This window comes from Pontibacter sp. LHS1 (assembly GCF_058932855.1).
In genome coordinates, this window is sequence record NZ_JBZYWF010000001.1 from 937,627 (window position 1) to 961,785 (window position 24,159).

Here is a 24,159-nt window from a genome sequence, read left to right on the forward strand (position 1 = left end):
CGCTTATTTGTAAGTAGTAGTCTTTGTAATTGGGGCATCATGTAGTACAATAATACTTCATATAATTTTATTATAGCAGCTTTTGCCTAATTTTGTTCTGACACGCTTTCAATTATGAGGTTAAAACACTTCAGTCTTACCTTCGGTGAACAGATTTTAAAGGCGCTCGCAGACGACTCGCGGCTGCGCATGCTGCACCTGATCCTGCGCAACAAGGAAATGTGCACTTCAGACCTGGAGCATGTGCTGGACTTCACCCAGACCAAGACTTCACGCCACCTCGCCTACCTGCGTAATGCCGGTTTGGTAGCACCCCGTAAACTCGATCAGTGGGTGTACTACTCCTTAAAGGAAGAAGCATCCGATTTCGTTCAACAGATCTTTGCATACCTGGAGCGCGATGCCATGCTGCAGAAAGACCAGGAGACTTACCGTATCCTGTACTCTAATCGCGAGCTAGCCGTTAACCGTATGCAAACCCGCCGGTGGACAGACAGTTAACTACTATAAGACAGGTTTTTAGTTCATTGGTTTAAACTGTGACATAGAACTTTTAGTATACTTTAACCTGTTGCTTTGGCGCATATTTTTAAAACATACTGCCCGGCAAGCCGTTTCTCTTTAGCTGACACCTTTATTTATGAAACCATACAAACACATCTTCTTTGACCTCGACCATACCCTGTGGGACTTTGAGAAAAACTCCGAGGAGACCCTCTATACCCTGTACCACGAGTTTGGCCTGGCTGAGTTTGGCAAGTTCGACTGCGACTCTTTTTATAAGAAGTACAAGTTTGTGAATTACCTTCTGTGGGATCTCTATAACAAAGGCAAAATTGATCAGAAAGAGCTGCGAGAGACCCGCTTCGTCAAAACTCTAACCGGCCTGGGCCTCGAACCACATCAGGTACCGACAGGTATATCCGAGGCCTACACTGACCTGTGTCCGCAGAAGACAGCCGTATTCCCCTATACCTTTGAGGTGCTCGAGTATCTGAAACCAAAGTATGGACTCCACATCATCACTAATGGCTTTAAGGATGTGCAGTACATCAAAATGAACGGCTCCAAACTAACGGATTACTTCGGCGAGATTGTGACCTCAGAATGCTGCGGGTACAAGAAGCCCGACAAACGCATTTTCGAACATGCGCTGGACCGTATCAAAGTACATTCGGAGGAGTGCCTGATGATTGGCGACAACTTAGAATGCGACATTGACGGTGCCAGACTTGCAGGTATAGATCAGGTGTTTTTTAACCCGGAGAAGAGTAAAAGCAAGCTTTCGCCCAAACCTACCTACCACATCCACTGCCTGAGCGAACTGCAGGCTATGTTATAGCAAAGCTATACCTTCCTCAGGCCGGAAAATAAAATAATTCGCCTTACCTTTGTATAGCAGGCTGCTCTGAGCAGTCTGTCGAATGTCTTATTCTGAATCTGTAAAATATCAAAAGAGATGGCAACAGGATTTTTTAGAGTACCAACACCAATAAACGAACCTGTAAAATCGTATGCACCGGGCTCCCCGGAGCGCGAGGAACTGCAGCGCACTTATAAAGAACTCAAGTCGCAGGAGATCGATGTGCCGATGTACATTGGTGGCGACAAGGTATACACTGATAACAAGAAGCCGATGCTTCAGCCGCACGACCACCAGCACATTCTGGGTCACTTCAGTGAGGGTGATGCGTCACACGTGGAACAAGCCATCAACGCGGCACTTGCTGCGCGCGAAGACTGGGCGAACATGGGCTGGGAGCACCGCCTAAGCATTTTCCTGAAGGCAGCCGAGCTGTTGGCTGGTCCATGGAGAGCACGCATGAACGCGGCCACCATGCTGGGTCAGTCGAAGAACGCCTACCAGGCCGAGATCGACTCTGCCTGCGAACTGATCGACTTCCTTCGCTTCAACGCTCAATACGCTACTGAGATCTACCAGATGCAGCCGGAGTCTTCTCCAGGCGTATGGAACCGCATGGAGCACCGTCCGCTGGAGGGTTTTGTTTTTGCTTTGACACCTTTCAACTTCACGGCCATCGCCGGTAACCTGCCAGCTTCTGTTGCCATGATGGGTAACGTAGTGGTATGGAAGCCTGCCAACACACAAATCTATGCCGCTCAGATGATCATGGAGCTGTTCCGCGAAGCCGGTCTTCCGGATGGCGTGATCAACCTGGTATATGTAGACGGCCCTACGGCTGGTGATGTGATCTTCAAGCATGCTGACTTTGCCGGTATCCACTTCACAGGTAGCACAGGCGTGTTCCAGCATATCTGGAGAACAATCGGTGAGAACATCCACAAATACAAAACTTACCCACGCATTGTAGGTGAGACAGGTGGTAAGGACTTTATCATGGTGCACCGCTCGGCTGATGCGAAGCAGGTGGCAACAGGTATCGTGCGTGGCGCTTTTGAGTACCAGGGCCAGAAATGCTCTGCCGCCTCGCGTGCCTATGTGCCGAGCAACCTGTGGGATGAAGTAAGAGAGTACGTGATTGAAGATCTGAAGTCCTTCAAAATGGGACCGCCAGAGGATTTCTCTAACTTCATCAACGCGGTAATCGACGAAAAGTCATTCGACAAGATTGCCAAGTACATCGAGAACGCGAAGGAAAGCAACGAAGTAGAGATTATCGCAGGTGGTAACTACGACAAGTCTAAGGGCTACTTCGTAGAGCCGACCGTGCTGTTGTCGCACAACCCGCTGTATGTAACCATGTGCGAGGAGATCTTCGGACCGGTTATCTCGATCTACGTGTATGACGAGAACAACTACGAAGAGACGCTGGAGCTTGTAAACTCAACGTCGCCATACGCCCTGACAGGTGCGATCTTCGGTCGTGACCGTTATGCCGTGGAGCATGCCACAAAGAAACTCAGCGACGCTGCCGGTAACTTCTACATCAACGACAAGCCGACAGGCGCCGTGGTAGGTCAGCAGCCATTTGGTGGCTCCCGTGCTTCCGGTACCAACGACAAGGCCGGCTCTATGCTGAACCTGTTGCGCTGGGTGTCTGCCCGCTCTATCAAAGAGACGTTTGTGACGCCAGTAGACTACCGCTACCCGTTCCTGGGAGAGAATAAATAAGGTATAGCTTATACCTGAAGTATAAAGCACCACGCTCGCAAGGGCGTGGTGCTTTTGTTTTTATACCTGTAGGCGTTGTCTATCATGCATGGGCTAGCGTGGACGCTTGCGCCATAGCCCCGCCCAACCCATGTTCCAACACCTACCCCGCTATACCTGAGAATCCTTTTTAAAACCACCCGCTTTTAAACCAATCCCGTCCTCCTCAGTCCAAAAACTCAGAGAATTGCATTCACACCGACCAATAATACTTTAGAACCATTCTTAACGCTGTTTACATTGGATATAGTCTTTTGATTGTTGGCTATTTATACCTAATTTTGCTCCCAAATTTCAATAAAGCATTACAGCAATATGGAAACTACTGGTACTCAGTATCTACCGTCGGACTACCTTCCTATTTTGATACAATTTGCGGCAGCGCTTGGCTTCGTTATTTTCGCGCTGGTGGTGACCCATTTACTCGGTCCGAAAAGAAAAAGTGAGGTAAAAAACGCCTCTTGGGAAAGTGGTGTGGAGTCGGTGGGCGATGCCCGTACCCCTATCTCCTACAAGTACTTCATCACGGCCATCCTGTTCGTGCTGTTCGATATTGAAATTATCTTCATGTACCCTTGGGCAGTGAACTTCCGCGAATTCGGTCTGGAGGGCTTTTTACCCATGATGTTATTCCTTGGTGTGATCCTTGCAGGCTTCTTCTACGAGATTAAAAAAGGCATTCTCAAGTAGTTCGGCACCAGTAAACTTTTCTAGGGTAAACGGTGTTTTTGCAGGGGTAAATGGAGATTAAAACTCAGAATTTCAGAAACATGAGCGATACAAATAAAGATATAAACATGGTGGAAGCGCCAGAGGGACACAGCGGCGCTGGTTTTTTTGCTACTTCCTTTGAGAAAGTGATTGGTCTGGCGCGTGCGAACTCGCTTTGGCCATTGCCTTTTGCCACTTCTTGCTGCGGTATCGAGTTTATGGCGACCATGGGCTCTACCTACGATATTTCACGTTTCGGTTCGGAGCGCCCAAGCTTCTCGCCACGTCAGGCCGACATCCTGTTGGTAATGGGTACCATCGCCAAGAAGATGGGACCTGTTGTAAAGCAGGTATACGAGCAGATGGCAGAGCCACGCTGGGTGGTAGCTGTTGGTGCTTGCGCTACGTCAGGTGGTATTTTCGACTCGTACTCTGTACTGCAAGGTATAGACCGCGTTGTGCCGGTTGATGTATATGTACCGGGTTGCCCGCCAAGACCAGAGCAGATTCTGGACGGCTTGATGCGTGTGCAGGATTTGGCTAAGAACGAATCACTACGCCGCCGCCACTCACCTGAATATCAGGCACTTTTGGCTTCTTACAACATTAAATAAGCAGCATGGAGCTTACGAACGAAAACGTACTCGGTAAACTGATAGCGCAGTTCGGTGAAGAGAACATCGTAGATGCCTACAATCCGGATGGCATTATGACTTTCACGACAAACCGTGAGAATATCATTGCCCTGATTCAATACCTGTATGACGACAAGGACCTGCAGGTGCAGTTCCTGACGACCATGGCAGGTATACACTTCCCGGACCACAAAGGCCGTGAGTTGTGCATGATGTACCAGTTGCACAGCCTGCGTCATAATTACCGTCTGCGCATCAAGGTATTCGTGCCTGCAGAAGATCCGGTATTGCCGACGCTGACCAACATTTACGCCACCGCCAACTGGATGGAGCGTGAGGCCTATGACTTTTACGGTTTCATCTTTACCGGTCACCCGAACCTGATTCGCATCCTCAACATCGAGGAGATGGAGTACCACCCGATGCTCAAGCAGTATCCGCTGGAAGACCAGACGCGGGAAGACAAAATCGATACTTATTTCGGACGCTAAGCCAGATAAACCACTATGGCTACTGATAATAAAACAGCTGATACTGATCAGTTACAGGAATTCCGCGACAACCGCGACCTGAAACTGCAGGACAAAAAGAACGAGAACCTGACGACCCTGAACCTGGGTCCGACGCACCCGGCGACACACGGTATCTTCCAGAACATCCTACAGATGGACGGGGAGGTGATCATGGACGCCGTGCCGACGATCGGGTACATACACCGTGCTTTCGAAAAGATTGCCGAGCGACGTCCGTTCTACCAGATTACTCCGCTTACCGACCGCATGAACTACTGTTCGTCCCCTATCAATAACATGGGGTACCACATGACAGTGGAGAAGCTGCTAGGTATAGAGATTCCAAAGCGTGCCCAGTACATCCGTGTGATCATGATGGAGCTGGCCCGTATTTCCGACCACCTGATCTGTAACTCGATCCTGGGTGTGGACTCCGGCGCTTTCACCGGCTTCCTGTACGTGATGCAGGAACGTGAGCACATTTACGATATCTACGAAGAGGTTTGCGGTGCCCGTCTAACGACCAACATGGGTCGTATTGGCGGTATGGAGCGTGACCTTTCTCCAAAAGCCTTGCACCTGATTGGTGAGTTCCTGAAGCGCTTCCCGAAGGTATGGGCGGAGTTCGAGAAAATGCTGACCCGTAACCGTATCTTCATCGACAGAACGACAGGAGTTGGTGCTATTACAGCGGAGCGTGCCCTGAACTACGGTTTTACAGGTCCAAACCTGCGTGCCACTGGCGTGGATTACGACGTGCGCGTGATGAACCCTTACTCTTCTTACGAAGACTTCGAGTTTGAAATTCCGGTTGGCGAAAAAGGCGATACCTATGACCGCTTCCTGGTGCGCAACGAAGAAGTATGGCAGAGCTTGAAAATCATTGAGCAGGCTTACAAAAACCTGCCGGAGGGCTCTTACCATGCCGACGCACCGCACTACTACCTGCCACCAAAGCAGGAGGTATACACCAGCATGGAAGCGCTTATCTATCACTTTAAAATTGTGATGGGTGAGATTGACGCTCCAAAAGGCGAGGTATACCACAGTGTGGAAGGCGGTAACGGCGAGCTTGGTTTTTACCTGATAAGCGACGGTGGCAGAACGCCATACCGTCTGCACTTCAGAAGACCTTGCTTCATTTACTACCAGGCTTACACTGAGATGATTAAAGGCGGTCAGCTGGCCGACGCCATCCTGACGCTGAGTAGCCTGAACGTGATTGCCGGCGAACTGGACGCATAATACATTATTATATATCATCTAACACCGGCTCTTGTCGGTGACATTTACAAAGATGGCAGAGACTATAAACGCATTTAAGTTTTCTGATAAGGCCCTTGTTGAGATTCAGCGCTATATCAGCCATTACCCGGAAGGACGCCAGAAGTCTGCCCTGTTGCCAGCCCTGCACGTTGCGCAGGCGGAGAACAACGGTTGGGTGAGTCCTGAAGCGATGGACGCAATTGCCGAAATCCTGAACATACAACCAATTGAGGTATACGAAGTGGCTACTTTCTATACCATGTTCAACCTGAAGCCGGTTGGCAAGCACGTGCTCGAGGTATGCCGTACAGGCCCTTGCTGTCTGCGTGGTGCCGACCAGATGATTGACATGCTGAAGCAAAAGCTCAACATTGAGGAAGGCGAAACAACCGCTGACGGTATGTTTACCCTGAAGCCGGTAGAATGCCTTGCTTCTTGCGGAACAGGCCCGATGCTGCAGGTGCGCGAAACTTACTACGAGAACCTGGACAGCGAAGAAGCAGTGGACCAGTTCCTGGAGATGATGCGCAACAAAGAGGTGGAAACACCGGAGTGGGCAAAGTAATTCATTGATAAATCAGGCAGCCAGCCTTAACACAGCGACTGCCGAGCTATATATCCTGTTACAATGGGAATCAAGATATTAACCGAACATATTAACGTACCGGGTATCGAAACCTTGGAGGTGTATCGCAAGCATGGCGGCTACCGTTCGGTAGAGAAAGCCATCAAAACGATGACCCCGGATGAGGTGGTGGAAGAAGTGAAAACATCGGGCCTGCGTGGTCGTGGTGGCGCTGGCTTCCCGGCCGGTATGAAGTGGAGCTTCCTGGCAAAGCCAGAGGGTGTTCCGCGTTACTTAGTTTGCAACGCCGACGAATCGGAGCCGGGCACATTCAAGGACCGCGTGTTCATGGAGAAAAACCCGCACGCCCTGATTGAAGGTATGATTACTTCCAGCTACGCGCTGGGCGCGAATACATCTTACATCTACATCCGTGGTGAGCTGTTGTTCATCCTGCGCATTCTGGAGAAAGCAATTGCAGAAGCGTATGCAGCGGGTTTACTAGGCAAAAACATTCTGGGCTCAGGCTACGACCTGGACCTGCATGTGGCGCCGGGTGGTGGTGCGTACATCTGTGGAGAGGAAACTGCCCTGTTGGAATCATTGGAGGGCAAGCGTGGCAACCCACGTAACAAGCCGCCATTCCCAGCTGTGAAAGGTCTGTTCCAGTCGCCAACGGTGGTGAACAACGTGGAGACCATCGCGTCTGTGCCATGGATTGTGAACAACACGGGTGCAGAATACGCCAAAATAGGTGTAGGCCGTAGCACAGGCACCAAGCTAATTTCTGCCAGCGGTAACATCAACCGTCCGGGCGTTTACGAAATCGAACTGGGTGTGCCAGTAGAGGAATTTATCTACTCTGACGAGTACTGCGGTGGTATCTGGAAAGGCAAGCAACTGAAGGCCGTAGTGCCAGGAGGTTCTTCTGTTCCGATTCTGCCAGCTGACCTGATTCTGAAAACAGCTGCCGGCGAGCAACGCCTGATGACGTACGAATCGCTGTCTGACGGTGGTTTCGTGAGCGGCTCTATGCTGGGTTCAGGTGCCTTCATCGTATTCGACGAAGACCAATGCATCGTGCGTAACACGTGGAACTATGCCCGTTTCTATCACCACGAGTCATGCGGACAGTGCAGCCCTTGCCGTGAAGGTACAGGCTGGATGGAGCGCGTGTTGCACCGCATTGAGCATGGCCACGGTCACCAGCAAGACATCGACCTGTTGGTAAGCGTAGCCAAGCAAATCGAAGGTAACACCATTTGCCCGCTGGGTGACGCGGCAGCCTGGCCAGTAGCCAGCGCGATCCGTCACTTCCGTGATGAGTTCGAGTGGCACATCAAGCACCCACAGGAAGCTACGGCTCCGGGCGCGGTATACAGAGGACAGTTAGCGGCAGCTACTGTATAATTTAAGTTTAATTAAGCGCTTGCTATACCTTGGTAGGCAGGCTTTGAATAAAATAAAAGATGGCTAAAATAACATTTGACGGCATCGAGGTAGAGGTTGAAGATGGAACCACCATCCTGCAGGCCGCCCGTAAAATCGGTGGTGATGTAGTGCCCCCTGCCATGTGCTTTTATACCCCGCTGAAAGGCAGTGGCGGTAAGTGCCGTGTGTGCCTTGTGAAGGTTACGCAGGGTTCTGCCCGCGACCCACGCCCTATGCCGAAACTGGTTGCTTCGTGCATCACGCCAGTACAGGACGGTATGGTGGTGGAAAACACAACCAACGAAGAAGTACTGAACGCCCGCAAGGGTATCGTGGAGATGTTGCTGATCAACCACCCGCTGGATTGCCCTGTGTGCGACCAGGCTGGTGAGTGTGACCTGCAGAACCTGTCCTACGAGCACGGTGTGAGCGCAACCCGCTACGAGGAGCCGCGCCGTACTTTCGACAAAGTAGACCTGGGTCCTTACATCCAGCTGCACATGACGCGTTGCATTCTGTGCTACCGTTGTGTGTATACCGCTGACCAGATTACCGAAAAGCGTGTGCATGGCGTGTTGGGACGTGGCGACGCAGCTGAGATTGGTACTTACATCGAGAACGTAATCGACAACGATTTCTCCGGCAACGTGATTGACGTGTGCCCGGTGGGTGCTTTGACAGACAAGACATGGCGCTTTAAGAACCGCGTATGGTTCACGAAGCCGATGAATGCGCACCGCGATTGCCCTACTTGTAGCGGTAAAGTAACCCTGTGGGGACGTGGTGACACTGTGCTTCGCGTAACCGCTCGCAAGGACGAGTACGCCGAGGTGGAAGAGTTCATCTGCAACACCTGTCGTTTCGACAAGAAGGAGATGACTGACTGGACCATCGAAGGACCGCGCCACATCGACAGAGGTTCTGTTATCTCGGCCAACCACTACGAATTGCCTGTAGTGAACGTGCCGATCGTGCCGAACCTGCCTAAATCTACTGTTAAAAAAATGCCAACGGAATAAAGCATGGATTCTGTAGTTCTCATATACAAGGGTATTTACATTCTGGCCATTTTCGGTATTTCGTTACTGATTGCGACCTACTCAACTTACTTTGAGCGTAAGATTGCCGCTTTCATTCAGGACCGTGTAGGCCCGAACAGAGCGGGCCCGATGGGTTTGCTGCAGCCACTGGCTGACGCGGGCAAGCTGTTCTTCAAAGAGGAGTTTATACCTGCCAAAGCAAATAAAATGCTTTTCATCTTAGGCCCGGGTATAGCGATGTTAGTAGCGGCCATGTCGAGTGCGGTAATTCCGTTTGGCGATACGCTTATCATAGGCGAAACATCCTTTGACCTGATTGCCATTGACGTGAACATTGGTGTGCTCTACATCTTCGGGGTGGTGTCGCTGGGTGTGTACGGCCTGATGATTGGTGGCTGGGCTTCAAACAACAAGTTCTCCTTGCTGGGCGCTATCCGTGCAGCTTCTCAGAACATTTCTTACGAACTGGCCATGGGTCTGTCGCTGATTGCGGTGCTGATGCTGAGCGGCTCTTTGTCGCTGAAAGTGATTGCAGAGCAACAGGCGGGTTTTAACTGGAATATCTGGTACCAGCCACTAGGCTTCCTGATTTTCCTGATTTGTGCCTTTGCTGAGACCAACAGAACACCATTTGACTTACCAGAGTCGGAAGCCGAACTGATTGGCGGTTACCACACCGAGTATAGCTCCATGAAATTGGGCATGTACCTGTTTGCTGAGTACATCAACATCTTCGTGGCTTCGGCTGTGATGGCGACACTGTACTTCGGTGCTTACAACTTCCCGTTCATGGACAACCTACGCAATGCGTTTGATGACCCTGTTCTGGGTAACAACGTGGTGACCATACTGGGTGTTGGGGTAATGTTTGCGAAAATTTTCGCTTTCATCTTCTTCTTCATGTGGGTGCGCTGGACACTGCCACGTTTCCGCTACGACCAATTGATGAAACTGGGCTGGAACATCCTGATTCCGCTGGCGATTCTGAATATCCTGCTTACGGGCGGAGGTATTCTACTCTACGACTATTTTACACAAGGATAACGAAATAATGAATGCTACCATGCCAGACGTTGTTGTAGACAGACAGCATAGACAGTAATCATAATCGAGATATAATGGAACCACTATCAAATAGAAAAAAGAACGTAGCACAAAAGGAAATGACGCTTTCTGAGCGCATGTACCTGCCTGCTATCGCTCAAGGTTTGGGAATTACACTGAAGCACTTCTTCAAAAAGAAGGCGACGATAAACTACCCGGAAGAAACGCGCCAGCGCAGTGAAATCTGGCGTGGCCTGCACGTGCTGAAGCGCGACGAGAACGGTGCCGAGCGTTGCACGGCCTGTGGTCTGTGCGCTGTGGCCTGCCCTGCCGAAGCGATTACGATGACGGCTGGCGAGCGCAAGAGAGGTGAAGAGCACTTGTACCGCGAAGAGAAGTACGCCGTGACTTACGAAATCAACATGTTGCGTTGCATTTTCTGCGGCCTGTGCGAAGAAGCCTGCCCTAAGGCTGCTATCTTCCTGCAGGATGATAAACTAGCGCCAGCCCGTTACGAGCGCGACGAATTCATTTACGGCAAAGACCGCTTGGTAGAACCGTTAAAAACCACTGAAACCAAATAATCCGATGACAGAAAGTCTGTTTTTCTTCTTTGCTTCGCTAACGCTGCTTTGTGCCTTGATGGTTGTAATTTCCAAGAACCCGGTATATAGCGTTATCTTCCTGATTCTGACATTTTTCACTATATCAGCGCACTACATCCTGCTGAACGCCCAGTTTCTGGCAGCAGTTAATATAATTGTGTATGCGGGTGCCATCATGGTACTTTTCCTGTTCGTACTGATGTTCATCAACACCGGTAAAAACGTAGAAAGCACCATTAAAAAGAATGTGCTACCTAAAATTGCAGGTGCTATTGCAGGAGGTTTGTTATTTACAGTAGTTGTAGCCGCTCTGAAAGATGTAACACTCGGCCACCCGGACCCGGCGACTTTCAACTCGCAGGTAGGTATGGTAGAGAACTTGGGCAAAGTGCTTTTCACGAAGTATATGCTGCCGTTCCAGTTAGTAGCGGTGCTGTTTCTGGTGTCTATGGTAGGTGCTGTAATGATAGGTAAGCGAGAAGCGGGAGAACAGAACTTCTAATCAAGTTATAGCTTAGAAATTGAGAAAGCCAGCGCTGCAAAGTGCTGGCTTTTTTATTGCGCTTCACTCAACAACACTTCCAGCAACTCCGAACCACCTTTATCATCATCCGAAACCACTACCAGTCTATACCTGCCCTTTCCTTCGCGCTTCTGCACGACCAATGATTCTGCCTTGCCGGTATAAGGCTTGCCATCCGCTTGCAGGATAAGCGTGGCAGGAACTTCTAAAGTGTTTTGTTTTCCAATCCCACTGAAAGGAATGTAACCGATGAAACTTCCTAGCACTTCGCCGTCTCCGTAGGCATCGTTGGTGTCTTCCAGTGAAGCCGTGAAGAAAAGCTTGTCATCATAGACATAGGCCCCGGAAAAACCAGCTTGCAAATTGTTGAGGTCTGGTAAACGGAAATAGCTGAGCTCGGGCTGTGGAGGTTGAGCGCCTGGTTCTCCTAATAGGTAAGGTATAAACTCCGACAGACGGTACGAGATGAGCACATTCTGCCCTGTGCCGATGGCCCGTTGCAACAGGTATAGCTTGCCATGCCCAGCCGCCACGCCTTCGATATTCAGTAAGCTTCCGCCTAAGGTATCTGCCTCTTGCTCGAGCTGCTGGTAAAGCGGATCCATATCGACAGTTCGGGCACCGTGCGCTCCGGCCCCTTCCCGACAAATATCATCGCCGCAAATGTTGTACAGGTAAGCTTTACGACGAGTAGGCGCTGAACCAGATCCCATCATCAACAGGTAGGGTTTGCCCTGGTGCTGCAGGAGTGTCAACCCTTCTAAATCGGCTTTATCGGCTTTGGCTACACGGCCGTTCTCGAAGCCAGCCGTATCAAAAATAGCTTCCTGAGACTCTAGCTTAAAGTTTTTATCCAGACGATACAGATAAGGAGAATCGTCACCAACTACATAATAATGGTCGCCCAGCATTTCAAGTCCTGAGGCAGAAGGCAGGTTATCGTAATGTAAGGCTTGTGTGATAGTGGCTTTCATGTTAAGTTCAGGTATAGCGGAATCGCCGTTCGTTAAAGCGGCAGGCTGCTGGCACGAGAGTAATGACAGCGTGATTATAACAAGGTATAAGCATCCTAAAAATCGATTCATAGAAATTGAACGCTAAATAAGATATAGCCGACCCCAATTGCGGAATTGCTCACACAAGGTGTAGGCTGATTTAAACTCACCAAAATTGACAAAAACTAATCTATTCAGAAGAACTAATACCTACGCAAACGCTTAAGCAAGGTATGGGATATCTCGTAACACAAAACTTACCGGCTAGCTCTGCCCCAGTTTTTTTATACTAAATAAGGTATAAGAAAGGCTGCGGCTCCAAACACCCAACATCCGACAAAATATAAATCTTTCGGGACAGCCTGCTCAGGCGAAAACTACCTAAGAAGATTAGAAATATGTTATGGATTTTACAAAAATGGGGATAACTTTGCGACTTGATTTCAGAATTGTAATTTACCAGTAATACGTTCAGCACCCTAGACGATGAACCAAATGCCAGAGGTTATCCGGACCATCCCGCTTGAATTCTACCTTTACTTTAGCACAGCCCTTTTCGCCATTGGCGTAATCGGCGTTCTCACCAGACGAAATGCAATTGTCATCTTCATGTGCGTCGAGCTGATGCTCAATGCCGTGAACGTACTCATGGTCGCCTTATCATCTTATCGCTCTGACCCGAACGGACAAATCTTTGTGTTCTTTATCATGGCGGTAGCGGCGGCGGAAGTAACGGTTGGTCTGGCTATCATCGTGATGATTTACCGCAACATCCGCTCGACGAACGTGCAATTGCTTAACTACCTGAAGTGGTAGCCCATACCTTATCTAACCTGAATAGCTTAACTAAATCATACGCTAAATGCAAGAAGTAGTAATGCCCATCAACAATCAGGAAATGGCGCTGCTGTGTTTGCTTGTGCCGCTCCTGCCGTTCATAGGCTTTCTGATTAACGGACTTGGCAACCGCAAATTGCCCAAGGCCCTTGTAGGTCTGCTAGGCTCTGGCACGGTGCTGGCCTCTTTTCTGATATCAGTATACCTGTTCATCGACTTCACTTCCAATGGCAGTCGTCCTTACATCGTGGACCTTTACAACTGGTTCTCGGTAGGTAGCCTCGAGATTGGTTTCTCGTTCATGATTGACCAGCTCACCCTGCTGATGTTGCTGATGGTGACAGGTATAGGTTTCCTGATCCACGTGTACTCAGCTGGGTATATGAGCCACGACGAAGGCTACGGCAAGTTCTTTGCCTACCTCAACCTGTTCATGTTCTCGATGTTGCTGCTCGTGATGGGCTCTAACTACGTGATGATGTTCGTGGGCTGGGAAGGCGTTGGTCTTTGCTCCTACCTGCTGATCGGCTTCTGGAACAAAAACCATAACTACAACAATGCAGCCAAGAAAGCCTTTATCATGAACCGTATCGGTGACTTAGGCTTCCTGCTGGGCATTTTCCTTATCTTCATCACCTTTGGTAGCGTGAGCTACCCGGAAGTGTTCCTGTCTGCCTCGCAGATGACGGGCCTGACTGACAGTGGTGTGATGATTGCGATTACGATGCTCCTGTTTGTGGGTGCGATGGGTAAGAGTGCGCAGATTCCGTTGTTTACATGGCTTCCTGACGCGATGGCGGGTCCTACGCCAGTTTCAGCCCTGATTCACGCCGCAACCATGGTAACGGCGGGTATCTACATGGTGCTTCGCTCTAATGTGCTGTATGTGCTGGCTCCGACTACGATGGAGTTTATTGCTATCATCGGTCTGGCTACTGCCCTGTTGGCTGCTACCATCGGTCTGGCGCAGAATGACATCAAGAAAGTGCTAGCATACTCTACCGTTTCGCAGTTGGGCTTTATGTTCCTGGCACTCGGTGTGATGGCCTTCTCTTCTTCTATCTTCCACGTTCTCACACACGCATTCTTCAAAGCCCTCCTATTCCTTGGTGCTGGTTCTGTGATTCACGCGGTGAGCAACGAACAGGATATCCGCAACATGGGTGGCCTGCGCAAGTGGTTGCCGATTACGTTCATTACCTTCCTGATTGGTACACTCGCTATCTCAGGTATACCGCCGTTTGCTGGTTTCTTCTCGAAAGACGAATTGCTGGCGCACGTATTTGAGCACAACAAGCTGATGTGGGCACTTGGCCTGCTGGCTTCGTTCATGACTTCGTTCTACATGTTCCGTCTCTTGTTCCTGACCTTCTTCGGCAAGTTCCGTGGCACGGAGGAACAGCGTTCACACCTGCACGAGTCTCCTTCTTCTATGACCATTCCGCTGATTGTACTGGCTATCCTTTCCACTGTAGGTGGATTCATCGGTCTGCCAGCCGTTTTCAGCGATACGCATACCTTGGGCAACTTCCTGTCGCCTATCTATGACCTTGCCCGCCGTGCAAACGGTGCCGCACTGGAAGCGCCGCACATCGACCACGCCACGGAATACATCCTGATGGCCGTATCGGTTGTCGTGTCAGTTATCGCGATTATCATTGCCTACATCCTATATGTGAAGAAAGAAACAGTGCCAGCTCCGGAAGGAACGCGCCTGTCTCCTATCCACAACCTGATCTACAACAAATACTACATTGACGAAATCTACGACACAGTGTTCGTGCGTCCGGTAATGGCGATGTCTACCGCTTTCCACCGCTTTATTGACGTGGTGGTGGTTGACGGCATTGTGAATGGCTTCGGCAAGTTAGTTATGCTGAGCGGCCGCGTTCTGCGTCTCACCCAAAGTGGCGTGATTGGCTTCTATGTGTTTGTGATGGTGGCCAGCATTGTTCTGATTCTATTTTTAAACTTCTTTATCGCTTAAGGTTCTAAGAAGATGATTACAGCTCTATTACTTTTCTGGCCTGCCCTAGCTGCACTGCTGGTGTTGCTTATCAAAGGCGAAGGTGCCAAGAAAGTGGCTTTTATAGCAACGCTTGTTGAGTTTGCCATTGCCCTGTTTGCAATCGTAAACTTTGTTCCAGACGCCACTACACAGTTCGCCCTCAATATGCCTTGGGTGGAGCGTGCAGGTATAGGATTCAGCATCGGCATGGACGGCATCAGCCTTCTGATGGTGCTCCTGACGACCTTCCTGGTGCCACTTATCGTGCTTTCTTCTTTTAAGCACGATTACAAGAACCCACACGTATTTTATGCGCTGGTACTGTTCATGCAGACAGGTTTGATCGGTGTGTTTGTGGCAATGGATGCATTCCTGTTCTACTTCTTCTGGGAAGTGGCCCTTATTCCGATTTACTTCATCGCAGCCATTTGGGGCGGTGCACGCAGAATACCAGTTACCTTTAAGTTCTTTGTATACACGATTTTCGGTTCGCTTTTCATGCTGGCCGCGTTCGTATACCTGTACTTCCAGACGGCTGGCACAGACCTGGCAGCGCACTCTTCTAACGTGAACGCCTTCTACCAACTGTCACTGGACAGCGCGACACAGAGCTGGATTTTCTGGTTCTTGTTCCTTGCCTTCGCTATCAAAATGCCAGTGTTCCCATTCCATACCTGGCAGCCAGACACCTATACCGAGTCTCCTACGCAGGCGACAATGTTGCTAGCTGGTATCATGCTGAAAATGGGTATCTACGGTGTGCTGCGCTGGTTACTGCCAGTTGTGCCGCTAGGTGTGAGCGAGTGGTCTGATGTAGTGCTCGTACTTTCTATCATCGGTATTGTGTACGCCTCCATCATTGCTATCCGTCAGCGCGACATGAAGCGCCTGATTGCTTACTCGTCTATCGCGCACGTTGGCCTGATTGCAGCGGGTATCTTCACTCTGAACGAGCAAGGTCTGCAAGGCGGTGTTATTCAAATGCTGAGCCACGGTATCAACGTGGTAGGCTTGTTCTTCATCATCGACATCATCTTCCGCAGAACCAACACAAGAGAGATTGCCAGCCTGGGCGGCATCACGCAGACCACGCCAGCACTTTCTATCATATTCCTGATTCTGTTGATGGGCTCTGTAGCACTTCCACTTACAAACGGCTTCATTGGTGAATTCCTGTTGCTGTCGGGTGTGTTCCAGTACAACCACTACTTCGGCGCTGTGGCTGGCCTGACCATCATTTTGGGTGCGGTATACATGCTGCGCATGTTCCAGGGTGTGATGTTCGGCACGAAGTCAGAAGCCACGGAAGTATTCGCTGACCTGACATTCCACGAGAAAGCTGTGCTGATTCCGCTGGTGATTATGGTTTTCTGGATTGGTTTGTTCCCGAACACTTTCCTGAGTATTTCAGAGCCTGCGGTTGGACAACTGCTGAGCATTATCAACCGATAGTCCGCACGATAAAAGAAACGATATTAGAACGACATGATTTCGATTATACTTCTATCTGGATTTGGGATCATAAGCCTCTTCGCGGGTTTCCTGAAATCTAAAAGAGTCCTGTTACCGATGGCGCTGCTGTTTCTGGCAGTGGTGTTCGGTATTAACCTCTTCGACTGGGACCAGAACCAGAGCTACTTCAGCAACATGCTTACCATCGACAATTTCGCGGTGGCTTTCACGGGCATTATGGTACTGTCAACGCTTCTTATCATCCCTTTCACGCAGCACTTTGCTACCCGCAATGACGAGAATCTCGGCGAATATTATGCCCTGATTCTGTTCTCGTTGGTGGGGGCCATCATGATGGTGAGCTATAACAACATGCTGATGCTGTTTGTAGGTATAGAGATTCTCTCCATTGCCATGTATGTGTTTGCGGGCAGCGACAAAAGTAGCCTTCGCTCCGCAGAAGCGGCCCTGAAATACTTCCTGATGGGTTCGTTCTTCACAGGTATACTGCTCTTCGGTATCGTGATGATTTACGGTGCGACCGGCACATTTAACATCGCTGAGATTGCCGGTTCAGCTGAAGCTTTGGGTAATGGCGGTGTGAACAACGTGATGTTCATGCTGGGTGTACTGATGATTATCATCGGTATCTCCTTCAAAGTGTCAGCCGCTCCTTTCCACTTCTGGACCCCAGACGTATACGAAGGCACGCCTACGGTTTGGACGGCTTATATGTCCACGGTAGTGAAGACAGCTGGTGTTGCTGCTTTCTACAAACTGATGGACGCGGCCTTTGCCGCTTCTTACCCAGCTTGGATGCCAACACTGGTTGCCATCATCGTGCTGACGCTCCTGATTGGTAACGTAGGCGCTGTGGTGCAGCAAAGCATGAAGCGTATGCTGGCTTACTCCAGTATCTCGCACGCAGGCTACCTGCTGATGACACTGCTTGCATTCAACGAATTCTCCACTTCCGCTATCCTGTTCTACTCGTTCGCTTACTCCACTGCTTCTATCGCCGCTTTCGGTGTGCTGCAACTCGTAGCGAAACAGCGTGGTAGCGAAAACTACGAAGCGTTCAACGGCTTAGGCAAAACCAACCCGCTGCTGGCTTTTGCTGTAGCGGTGTCGATGCTGTCGCTGGCAGGTATTCCACTGACGGCTGGCTTCTTCGGTAAGTTCTTTGTGTTCTCTGCCCTGATAGAAAACCCTGATATGATGTGGCTTATTGTAGTAGCGGTTATTCTGGCTGCTGTAGGTATATACTACTACTTCCGCGTGGTTATCGCGATGTACCTGCACCCTGTAAATGAAGAGCACACAGCAATTAGGTCTACCAGCTTTATGAATTTGATGCTGATTATCATTACAGCGCTGACGATTCTGCTAGGTATAGCGCCTGCGCTGTTGAGTGATGTGCTGTAAGGTATAGCAAGATGATATAGGAAGCGGCTGCTCTGTAGAAGAGCAGCCGCTTTTGTTTTATGTCTATACCTTGCTGGCGTAGCTGCGCTATTCCCATTGGCAAATAATATTATTCCATTGCTTCACCTGTGCGGTGGGTAGGTTATACCGCAAGTTTAGCGTCAGCGCAAATGTGGTTACACATGACGACCAGTTTGTAACTGGCGTAGCGGCTGCAGTTTATAGGGCGACTGGCCTTGTATTATAGCTTGCCCTGGCCGGCCCTACTTTTTTCTTGATAAAAAAATAGAGGGCCCCTACCCCCAGTAGGCAAAAAAATCAAGACGCTCCAGATCGAGGGGCCCTACCCCCACTCGCTGAACGCTCTTGACAGGGGGACCCCTTCACCCCCAACAGTGGAGCGCCACAAGGTACACCTGGCTAATGCTATACCTTCGTTGCTTCCGTGCAAGGTTAGTCTTCCTATACCTGCCAGGGGTTTGAGATGGGCGAAATGAAACTGATACCTGTTGAATGGCAACGGCAGAAAAGCCCCCCTCCTGTTTTTAGGAGGGGGGCTGGGGGGAGGTAATCGTGCACGAAAATCCTGTCAATCATTAAATCCTGAAAATCCTGATTCAGACAACAAGAAAAAAGGCTGTCCGATTAGGGCAGCCTTTTCTATAACTCTGTATACCTATACCTTACGACGGCAGGTTCTTCATTTTGATATGCAGTTCATCCAGCTGCGCATTCGCAATTGGCGAAGGTGCGTCGATCATGACATCGCGGCCTGAGTTGTTTTTCGGGAAAGCGATATAGTCGCGAATGGAGTCGGAGCCGCCGAAAAGCGAGCACAGGCGATCGAAACCGAAGGCGATGCCACCGTGTGGCGGTGCTCCGTACTCGAAGGCGTCCATCAGGAAGCCGAACTGCGCTTTGGCCTCGTCGTTGCTGAAGCCCAGCAAGCGGAACATCTGCTCCTGCAGACGGCGGTCGTGGATACGGATAGAGCCACCACCTACTTCCACACCGTTGATCACCATGTCGTAGGCATTGGCACGAATATCGCCCGGGCGGTCATCGATCAGTTCGAGGTCTTCTGGCTTAGGCGACGTGAACGGATGGTGCATTGCATGGAAACGGTTGCTGTCTTCGTCCCACTCCAATAGAGGGAAATCCACTACCCACAGTGGTGAGAATACATTCTTGTCACGCAAACCAAGACGCTCGCCCATCTCCAGACGTAGTTCATTCAGGGCTTTGCGGGTTTTGTCTCTTCCACCAGCCAATACCAGAATCAGGTCACCCGGCTCAGCGTTGAAGGCCGTAGCCCAAGCCTGCAAATCTTCAGTGGTATAGAACTTATCAACAGATGACTTCACCGTGCCGTCTTCCTGCACACGGGCGTATACCAAGCCAGTTGCCCCGATTTGCGGACGCTTCACAAAATCTGTCAGTTCGTCGAGTTGCTTGCGGGTATAGCTGGCGGCACCTTTGGCGTTTATACCTACTACGAGTTCAGCATCGTCGAATACTTTGAAGCCTTTGTTCTTCACCAGTGGATTCAGCTCCACGAACCGCATCTCGAAACGGGTGTCCGGCTTATCGGAGCCGTAAAACTTCATGGCGTCGGCATAGGTCATGCGCGGCAAATTCTGGATATGCACCCCTTTCACTTTCAGGAACAGATGACGGATCAGGCCTTCAAACGTATTCAGGATATCCTCTTGGGTCACGAATGAAAGCTCGCAATCTATCTGAGTAAACTCCGGCTGGCGGTCGGCACGCAGGTCTTCGTCGCGGAAGCACTTTACGATCTGGTAGTACTTATCAAAACCCGACACCATCAGCAATTGCTTGAAGGTCTGCGGAGACTGTGGCAGCGCGTAGAACTCGCCTGGATTCATGCGGCTTGGCACCACGAAGTCGCGGGCACCCTCTGGGGTAGACTTAATCAGCACCGGAGTTTCTACCTCAATAAAATAATGCTCGTCCAGGTAAGCGCGTACGGCACGCATCATTTGGTGGCGCAGCTCCAGGTTGCGGCGCACAGGCGTACGGCGCAGGTCGAGGTAGCGGTACTTCATGCGCAGGTCGTCGCCACCATCTGTCTCGTCCTCGATCATGAACGGAGGCAACTTGGCAGCGTTGAGCACTTCTATTTTAGAGGCGTGAATCTCGATATCGCCAGTCGGGATCTTGTCGTTTTTAGAGTAGCGTTCAATCACTTTGCCTACTACCCTGATTACGTACTCGCGGCCAAGGCCTCGGGCTTCTTCAAACAGGTGAGCAGGCGTTACGCCGTCTTCAAATGTGAGCTGTGTGATGCCATAGCGGTCGCGCAGGTCAATCCAGAGCATGCCGCCCTTGTCGCGCAGGCGCTGTACCCAACCAGTCAGTACAACCTCTTCGCCTACATTGTCTATTCTTAGTTCACCGCAAGTATGTGTCCGGAGCATAAATGTCGTTTTGTTATGATATAGTGCAAAAGTAATAATTGTTTCACTGTTGTGCCGCGAAAAACAAGGCTTCAGAAGGTATAATCTTGTAGAGTTAATCTCAGGTATTATCAATCACGTTATTATACCCAAGGTCGTTTCATACAAGGAAAACATGTGTGAAGTCACCTGTCATTCTGGAAAGAAACTTGGTTGAGAAAGAGGACCCCTGCCCCCGGAGGTTAAGCCTATGGCTACTTGTGGGAGTAGGGGCCCTCTTCTCCAAGATCCTTTCAGGATGACAAACAGTGTAAAATGAAATATCTCTAAGTTATTATACCTTAACTGAAATTACCCAAAATTAGGAACTTAATCATGAAACGCAGTTTGTTTACCTTCCGCAACATCGCCCTGGCGTTTATCCTGCTGGCGCTTCTGCTCATGCTGGTAGGATAACCCAAGTGATTATTTGCCATCCAGCAGCGAGCGCATGCGCTTCACGTTATTGACCTGTATGGCGTCGGGCTCCATCTCCAGCATTTTGGCGATACTCCCTTTCGATTTGCCTCCGAAAAGCACTACCTGTAAACCCTGTGCTCTCGCCCTAAGCAGTTGCTCCCGGCTCACATGTTTTCCATTGGCAGTCACACCATGCAGCTTGTTGTCCAAGGCTTCCTGCGCCGAAAGATCGAAATCCTCGCCTGCATCCAGCATCAGCACTGCTTCCGGCTCCAGTTCCTGCACCGTGTGCAATATAGCAGGCTGATTGAAAATGAATGCCAGTTTCTCAACAGGGTAATTGTATTTACGAAGCAAACCCAGGACTGACTCAGCATAAAAGGCATTGCGGCTGTCGTCGTGGTTGCGGATATCGATGTGCAGGTAGGGCAGTTCCGGATAGGTCTGGAAGCGCTGCAGCATGGCTTCCATTGTGATGATCTCTTCACTGTGAAAAAAGTCATATAAAACACCTCCCTTATATCTAAGACCTACTACATCAGCAGCCGATAGGTCTGCGATGATACCTGCACCTTCGCTCATCGTCTCCAATGTGTTGTCATGGTAGAGTATCGGCACGCCGTCCTGGCTTACGTGCACATCCACCTCCACTCCATCGGCGCCGTCTTCTTCCATAGCCTTTACAATAGAAGCCATGCTGTTGGCAGGCAGCGGATTGTAAGGGTTAATAGGAGAGAAAAAGCCGGAACCGGCATGGCCCATCACCAAAATATTGCGGGAGTAAATACCTGATTCAGGCTGCAGAATGTTGTACACACTCAGTGCCAGCGTAATTATACCAAGTACTAGAATCAAAAGGGTGGTGCTTTTCCGCGTTAGAAAAGTGGGCTTGTCCTTCGGCTCAGTCAAATTCATACACAAACTTAAGTGTATATCTTTTAACTTTGGAACGGATTTTCTTAAAAAATCATAGGTCAATCCATATTATCTAATATTACCCTATGTCATTCTCTCCTCAAACCGCTCCTGAAAAGCTGACTACGGCTGATCAAGTTGGCGTCCATAACCGGCTCATGGTGCCGCTGTCGCTGATTATGCTGATCGCCTTTGTCATCCGCATGGTGGCCGCCTTCTTTTCAAAGGGCTTTGCCTTTCACGACGATCACTTTGACGTGATCACGATCGCACAGCACTGGCTCTATGGCTTACCTTCGTGGCTGCACGAGCCCATGCCGCCGCGCCACAGTATGTTTTATGCAGGTATACACTATGGTTTGTTTTACCTGATGGAGAGTATAGGTATCACGAATCCGGATACCAAAATGACGATCGTGCGGGTGCTGCACGGCCTGTACTCGCTGCTGATCGTGTACTATGGCTACAAGATAACGGAACGGCTTTCGAACCAGGCCAATGCCCGCATTGTGGGCCTGATGCTGGCGCTGATGTGGTTTATGCCTTTTATGAGTGTGCGTAACCTGGTCGAGATGGTGTGCATACCACCCTACCTGGCAGCCTTCTATTACATGCTGAAGCAGGATGAACGTAAGCGAAACCTGCACTACCTGTGGGCAGGAGCGCTGTTTGCGCTGGCTTTTGTGTTTCGTTACCATGCGGCACTGTTTTTAGCCGGCGCTGGACTGGTGCTGCTTTACCGTCGTCAGTGGAAAGATATCTTTTGGTTAGCGCTGGGCTTTATACTCATGGCCACACTGATCCAGGGCACCATCGACCTGATTTTCTTCGACTATCCTTTTCACTCGGTCGTTACTTATTTCTTCTACAACGCCGACAATGCCTATAACTACAGCACCGGACCGGTATACCGTTTCCTGCTGACCATACTTGGCTTCATGGTTCCCCCCATCAGCGTATACCTGCTGCTGGGCTACAGCCGCACGGCCAGACTGGCACCCATGCTCTTTTGGGCTGGGTTATTGTTCTTTGTCGTACACTCACTTTTCCCGAACAAGCAGGAGCGTTTCATTTTGCCGCTCTTCCCGCTTATCATGATCCTGGGAGTGATCGGCTGGCAGGATTTTGTGCGTACAGCTAAGTTCTGGCAGGGCCGCAAAAAACTGCTGGCTGCCAGTTGGGCCTTCTTCTGGATCATCAACATTGTGGTGGCCGTGGCGATGTCTTTCACCTATACCAAAAAGAGCCGTATAGCGCCGCTGGTATACCTGTCGGAGAAGCAGGATATGGACGCGGTACTGCTCGAGTTTGGCAACTCTTCCATGAAACAGCCGCCGCTCTATTACCTCAACCGCCTGGCGGCAGAGTTTCACGAGTACCACTTCAACCACAAGCGCGACTGGGACGAGTATAAGGCTGGTAAGCCGCTGCCACAGGATTTTGTAATGGCCTTTAGCCTGAACGGAGAAAAGTCGCTGGACAGCCTGCAAACCGAGCTAAGCCTATACCCTTACCAACCTGACTATGTCGTGGTGGTGGGCCAGAAAGACATGGAAGAACGCATGCAGCGGATCAACAGCCTGTATCCTGCGCTGGAGTTGGAAACGACTATCACGCCTTCGCTCTACGACCGTGTGCTGCACTTCCTCAACCCACGTGTACACAAAGATGAGCATGTGCGCATCTACCGCATTCAGGGCCAGAACTAGCGGGTGAAGGTATAGAGGTAGTTGAGCAGGAAGTTCCAGATGAAAACGATAACGATCGCAAAGAATTTGGAGACGTAGAAGTTGAGCTTCACTTTTTCGGTGAGCAGGTATACGATCAGGTTGTTGATAATCAACCCGGCCACGGCCACGAGCAGGAACTTGGAAAACTGCCAGCCGATTTCAGGGTCAATGCTGTGGAAGGTCCAGAGGCGGTTGAGGATGTAGTTGTTGATGCTAGCCAGGATAAAACCCAGGCTGTTGGCCACATACTTGTTCCAGCGCAGCCTTTCCTTTACCAGAAAAGTCACGCCAAAATCAATCATGAGACCGGTAAAGCCTACCAAGCCAAACTTCAGGAATTTAAGAAAGAAAGCGCCTATACCTTCGGACATGCCGGCAGTTGGAGTGTGCAACTGATTTAACCTACGATTTAGCAGGTAAAATTAAGGACTTTAGCACACAGTGGCAACTTCT

22 protein-coding genes are annotated in these 24,159 nt (G+C 50.1%); 18 read left to right on the forward strand and 4 right to left on the reverse strand.

From position 1 onward, the window contains the following. The first annotated feature begins 114 nt into the window (after positions 1–114). The 13 genes from AC5FXQ_RS03975 to AC5FXQ_RS04035 all read left to right on the forward strand — a co-directional run bounded on the left by AC5FXQ_RS03975 (position 115) and on the right by AC5FXQ_RS04035 (position 11,444). On the forward strand, positions 115–501 hold the full coding sequence (locus AC5FXQ_RS03975) for an ArsR/SmtB family transcription factor (RefSeq protein WP_493601192.1): 387 nt from the start codon (positions 115–117) through the stop codon (positions 499–501). A gap of 139 nt (positions 502–640) precedes the next feature. Next, positions 641–1,342: a YjjG family noncanonical pyrimidine nucleotidase gene (locus AC5FXQ_RS03980; RefSeq protein WP_493601193.1), complete on the forward strand. Its 702-nt coding sequence runs from the start codon at positions 641–643 to the stop codon at positions 1,340–1,342. A gap of 117 nt (positions 1,343–1,459) precedes the next feature. After that, entirely contained in the window at positions 1,460–3,094 is a 1,635-nt protein-coding gene (gene pruA, locus AC5FXQ_RS03985; RefSeq protein ID WP_493601194.1) for an L-glutamate gamma-semialdehyde dehydrogenase, read from the forward strand. Positions 3,095–3,448: 354 nt separating this feature from the next. After that, positions 3,449–3,823, forward strand: coding sequence for an NADH-quinone oxidoreductase subunit A (locus AC5FXQ_RS03990; protein ID WP_493601195.1), 375 nt, complete (start codon positions 3,449–3,451; stop codon positions 3,821–3,823). Positions 3,824–3,903: 80 nt separating this feature from the next. Next, positions 3,904–4,458 (forward strand): NADH-quinone oxidoreductase subunit B, encoded by a 555-nt coding sequence (locus AC5FXQ_RS03995; protein ID WP_007655226.1) that lies wholly within the window; start codon positions 3,904–3,906, stop codon positions 4,456–4,458. A 5-nt stretch (positions 4,459–4,463) separates the two neighbouring features. Beyond that, entirely contained in the window at positions 4,464–4,970 is a 507-nt protein-coding gene (locus tag AC5FXQ_RS04000) for an NADH-quinone oxidoreductase subunit C (RefSeq protein WP_493601196.1), read from the forward strand. Positions 4,971–4,985: 15 nt separating this feature from the next. Then, a complete protein-coding gene (nuoD, locus tag AC5FXQ_RS04005) occupies positions 4,986–6,236 on the forward strand; it encodes an NADH dehydrogenase (quinone) subunit D (protein WP_493601197.1) in 1,251 nt (416 codons plus the stop codon). 52 nt (positions 6,237–6,288) lie between these two features. After that, positions 6,289–6,822 carry an NADH-quinone oxidoreductase subunit NuoE gene (nuoE, locus tag AC5FXQ_RS04010; protein ID WP_493601198.1) on the forward strand — a complete coding sequence of 178 codons (534 nt, stop codon included), beginning with the start codon at positions 6,289–6,291 and terminating at the stop codon, positions 6,820–6,822. Between the two features lie 63 nt (positions 6,823–6,885). Beyond that, the gene (nuoF, locus tag AC5FXQ_RS04015) at positions 6,886–8,232 is read left to right on the forward strand and encodes an NADH-quinone oxidoreductase subunit NuoF (RefSeq protein WP_493601199.1); all 1,347 of its coding nucleotides are present in this window, start codon (positions 6,886–6,888) and stop codon (positions 8,230–8,232) included. A 59-nt stretch (positions 8,233–8,291) separates the two neighbouring features. Then, positions 8,292–9,272: an NADH-quinone oxidoreductase subunit G gene (locus tag AC5FXQ_RS04020; RefSeq protein ID WP_493601200.1), complete on the forward strand. Its 981-nt coding sequence runs from the start codon at positions 8,292–8,294 to the stop codon at positions 9,270–9,272. Positions 9,273–9,275: 3 nt separating this feature from the next. Beyond that, entirely contained in the window at positions 9,276–10,337 is a 1,062-nt protein-coding gene (nuoH, locus tag AC5FXQ_RS04025) for an NADH-quinone oxidoreductase subunit NuoH (RefSeq protein ID WP_493601201.1), read from the forward strand. A gap of 74 nt (positions 10,338–10,411) precedes the next feature. Then, positions 10,412–10,921, forward strand: coding sequence for a NuoI/complex I 23 kDa subunit family protein (locus AC5FXQ_RS04030; RefSeq protein WP_493601202.1), 510 nt, complete (start codon positions 10,412–10,414; stop codon positions 10,919–10,921). 4 nt (positions 10,922–10,925) lie between these two features. Further along, a complete protein-coding gene (locus AC5FXQ_RS04035; protein ID WP_493601203.1) occupies positions 10,926–11,444 on the forward strand; it encodes an NADH-quinone oxidoreductase subunit J family protein in 519 nt (172 codons plus the stop codon). 53 nt (positions 11,445–11,497) lie between these two features. Here the strand turns inward: AC5FXQ_RS04035 and AC5FXQ_RS04040 are convergent, their stop codons facing one another. Next, positions 11,498–12,439, reverse strand: coding sequence for a DUF6929 family protein (locus AC5FXQ_RS04040; protein ID WP_493601204.1), 942 nt, complete (start codon positions 12,437–12,439; stop codon positions 11,498–11,500). A 507-nt stretch (positions 12,440–12,946) separates the two neighbouring features. Between AC5FXQ_RS04040 and nuoK the strand changes: the two genes are divergently transcribed. From nuoK to AC5FXQ_RS04060, 4 genes are read left to right on the forward strand one after another with little or no spacing between them, the layout of a single operon-like run. Further along, positions 12,947–13,276, forward strand: a complete 330-nt coding sequence (gene nuoK, locus AC5FXQ_RS04045) for an NADH-quinone oxidoreductase subunit NuoK (protein WP_191182755.1) — start codon at positions 12,947–12,949, stop codon at positions 13,274–13,276. A gap of 46 nt (positions 13,277–13,322) precedes the next feature. Next, positions 13,323–15,284: an NADH-quinone oxidoreductase subunit L gene (nuoL, locus tag AC5FXQ_RS04050; RefSeq protein ID WP_493601205.1), complete on the forward strand. Its 1,962-nt coding sequence runs from the start codon at positions 13,323–13,325 to the stop codon at positions 15,282–15,284. 12 nt (positions 15,285–15,296) lie between these two features. Next, complete coding sequence (locus AC5FXQ_RS04055; RefSeq protein WP_493601206.1) at positions 15,297–16,757, forward strand: complex I subunit 4 family protein; 1,461 nt, start codon at positions 15,297–15,299, stop codon at positions 16,755–16,757. A gap of 33 nt (positions 16,758–16,790) precedes the next feature. Continuing rightward, positions 16,791–18,182, forward strand: coding sequence for an NADH-quinone oxidoreductase subunit N (locus tag AC5FXQ_RS04060; RefSeq protein ID WP_493601207.1), 1,392 nt, complete (start codon positions 16,791–16,793; stop codon positions 18,180–18,182). Between the two features lie 683 nt (positions 18,183–18,865). On the opposite strand, the gene aspS is transcribed toward AC5FXQ_RS04060, so the two are convergent. Continuing rightward, a complete protein-coding gene (aspS, locus tag AC5FXQ_RS04065) occupies positions 18,866–20,623 on the reverse strand; it encodes an aspartate--tRNA ligase (RefSeq protein ID WP_493601208.1) in 1,758 nt (585 codons plus the stop codon). 444 nt (positions 20,624–21,067) lie between these two features. Continuing rightward, the gene (locus AC5FXQ_RS04070; RefSeq protein ID WP_493601209.1) at positions 21,068–21,916 is read right to left on the reverse strand and encodes a glycerophosphodiester phosphodiesterase; all 849 of its coding nucleotides are present in this window, start codon (positions 21,914–21,916) and stop codon (positions 21,068–21,070) included. Between the two features lie 146 nt (positions 21,917–22,062). Here AC5FXQ_RS04070 and AC5FXQ_RS04075 point away from each other — a divergent pair, with 146 nt between their 5' ends. Next, positions 22,063–23,685, forward strand: coding sequence for a glycosyltransferase family 39 protein (locus AC5FXQ_RS04075; protein WP_493601210.1), 1,623 nt, complete (start codon positions 22,063–22,065; stop codon positions 23,683–23,685). Here AC5FXQ_RS04075 and AC5FXQ_RS04080 read toward each other — a convergent pair. Further along, complete coding sequence (locus AC5FXQ_RS04080) at positions 23,682–24,098, reverse strand: GtrA family protein (RefSeq protein ID WP_493601211.1); 417 nt, start codon at positions 24,096–24,098, stop codon at positions 23,682–23,684. The two genes, AC5FXQ_RS04075 and AC5FXQ_RS04080, sit on opposite strands and share 4 nt — an antisense overlap. Positions 24,099–24,159: the final 61 nt, after the last annotated feature.

Coding starts and splice junctions, on each gene's coding strand:
- AC5FXQ_RS04060 (WP_493601207.1), top strand. CDS start 16,791: ATGATTTCGATTATACTTCTATCTGGATTTGGGATCATAAGCCTCTTC.
- nuoH (WP_493601201.1), top strand. CDS start 9,276: ATGGATTCTGTAGTTCTCATATACAAGGGTATTTACATTCTGGCCATT.
- pruA (WP_493601194.1), top strand. CDS start 1,460: ATGGCAACAGGATTTTTTAGAGTACCAACACCAATAAACGAACCTGTA.
- AC5FXQ_RS04020 (WP_493601200.1), top strand. CDS start 8,292: ATGGCTAAAATAACATTTGACGGCATCGAGGTAGAGGTTGAAGATGGA.
- nuoE (WP_493601198.1), top strand. CDS start 6,289: ATGGCAGAGACTATAAACGCATTTAAGTTTTCTGATAAGGCCCTTGTT.
- AC5FXQ_RS03980 (WP_493601193.1), top strand. CDS start 641: ATGAAACCATACAAACACATCTTCTTTGACCTCGACCATACCCTGTGG.
- AC5FXQ_RS04055 (WP_493601206.1), top strand. CDS start 15,297: ATGATTACAGCTCTATTACTTTTCTGGCCTGCCCTAGCTGCACTGCTG.
- AC5FXQ_RS03995 (WP_007655226.1), top strand. CDS start 3,904: ATGAGCGATACAAATAAAGATATAAACATGGTGGAAGCGCCAGAGGGA.
- nuoL (WP_493601205.1), top strand. CDS start 13,323: ATGCAAGAAGTAGTAATGCCCATCAACAATCAGGAAATGGCGCTGCTG.
- AC5FXQ_RS04075 (WP_493601210.1), top strand. CDS start 22,063: ATGTCATTCTCTCCTCAAACCGCTCCTGAAAAGCTGACTACGGCTGAT.
- nuoK (WP_191182755.1), top strand. CDS start 12,947: ATGAACCAAATGCCAGAGGTTATCCGGACCATCCCGCTTGAATTCTAC.
- nuoD (WP_493601197.1), top strand. CDS start 4,986: ATGGCTACTGATAATAAAACAGCTGATACTGATCAGTTACAGGAATTC.
- AC5FXQ_RS03990 (WP_493601195.1), top strand. CDS start 3,449: ATGGAAACTACTGGTACTCAGTATCTACCGTCGGACTACCTTCCTATT.
- nuoF (WP_493601199.1), top strand. CDS start 6,886: ATGGGAATCAAGATATTAACCGAACATATTAACGTACCGGGTATCGAA.
- AC5FXQ_RS04040 (WP_493601204.1), bottom strand. CDS start 12,439: ATGAAAGCCACTATCACACAAGCCTTACATTACGATAACCTGCCTTCT.
- aspS (WP_493601208.1), bottom strand. CDS start 20,623: ATGCTCCGGACACATACTTGCGGTGAACTAAGAATAGACAATGTAGGC.
- AC5FXQ_RS04000 (WP_493601196.1), top strand. CDS start 4,464: ATGGAGCTTACGAACGAAAACGTACTCGGTAAACTGATAGCGCAGTTC.
- AC5FXQ_RS04035 (WP_493601203.1), top strand. CDS start 10,926: ATGACAGAAAGTCTGTTTTTCTTCTTTGCTTCGCTAACGCTGCTTTGT.
- AC5FXQ_RS03975 (WP_493601192.1), top strand. CDS start 115: ATGAGGTTAAAACACTTCAGTCTTACCTTCGGTGAACAGATTTTAAAG.
- AC5FXQ_RS04030 (WP_493601202.1), top strand. CDS start 10,412: ATGGAACCACTATCAAATAGAAAAAAGAACGTAGCACAAAAGGAAATG.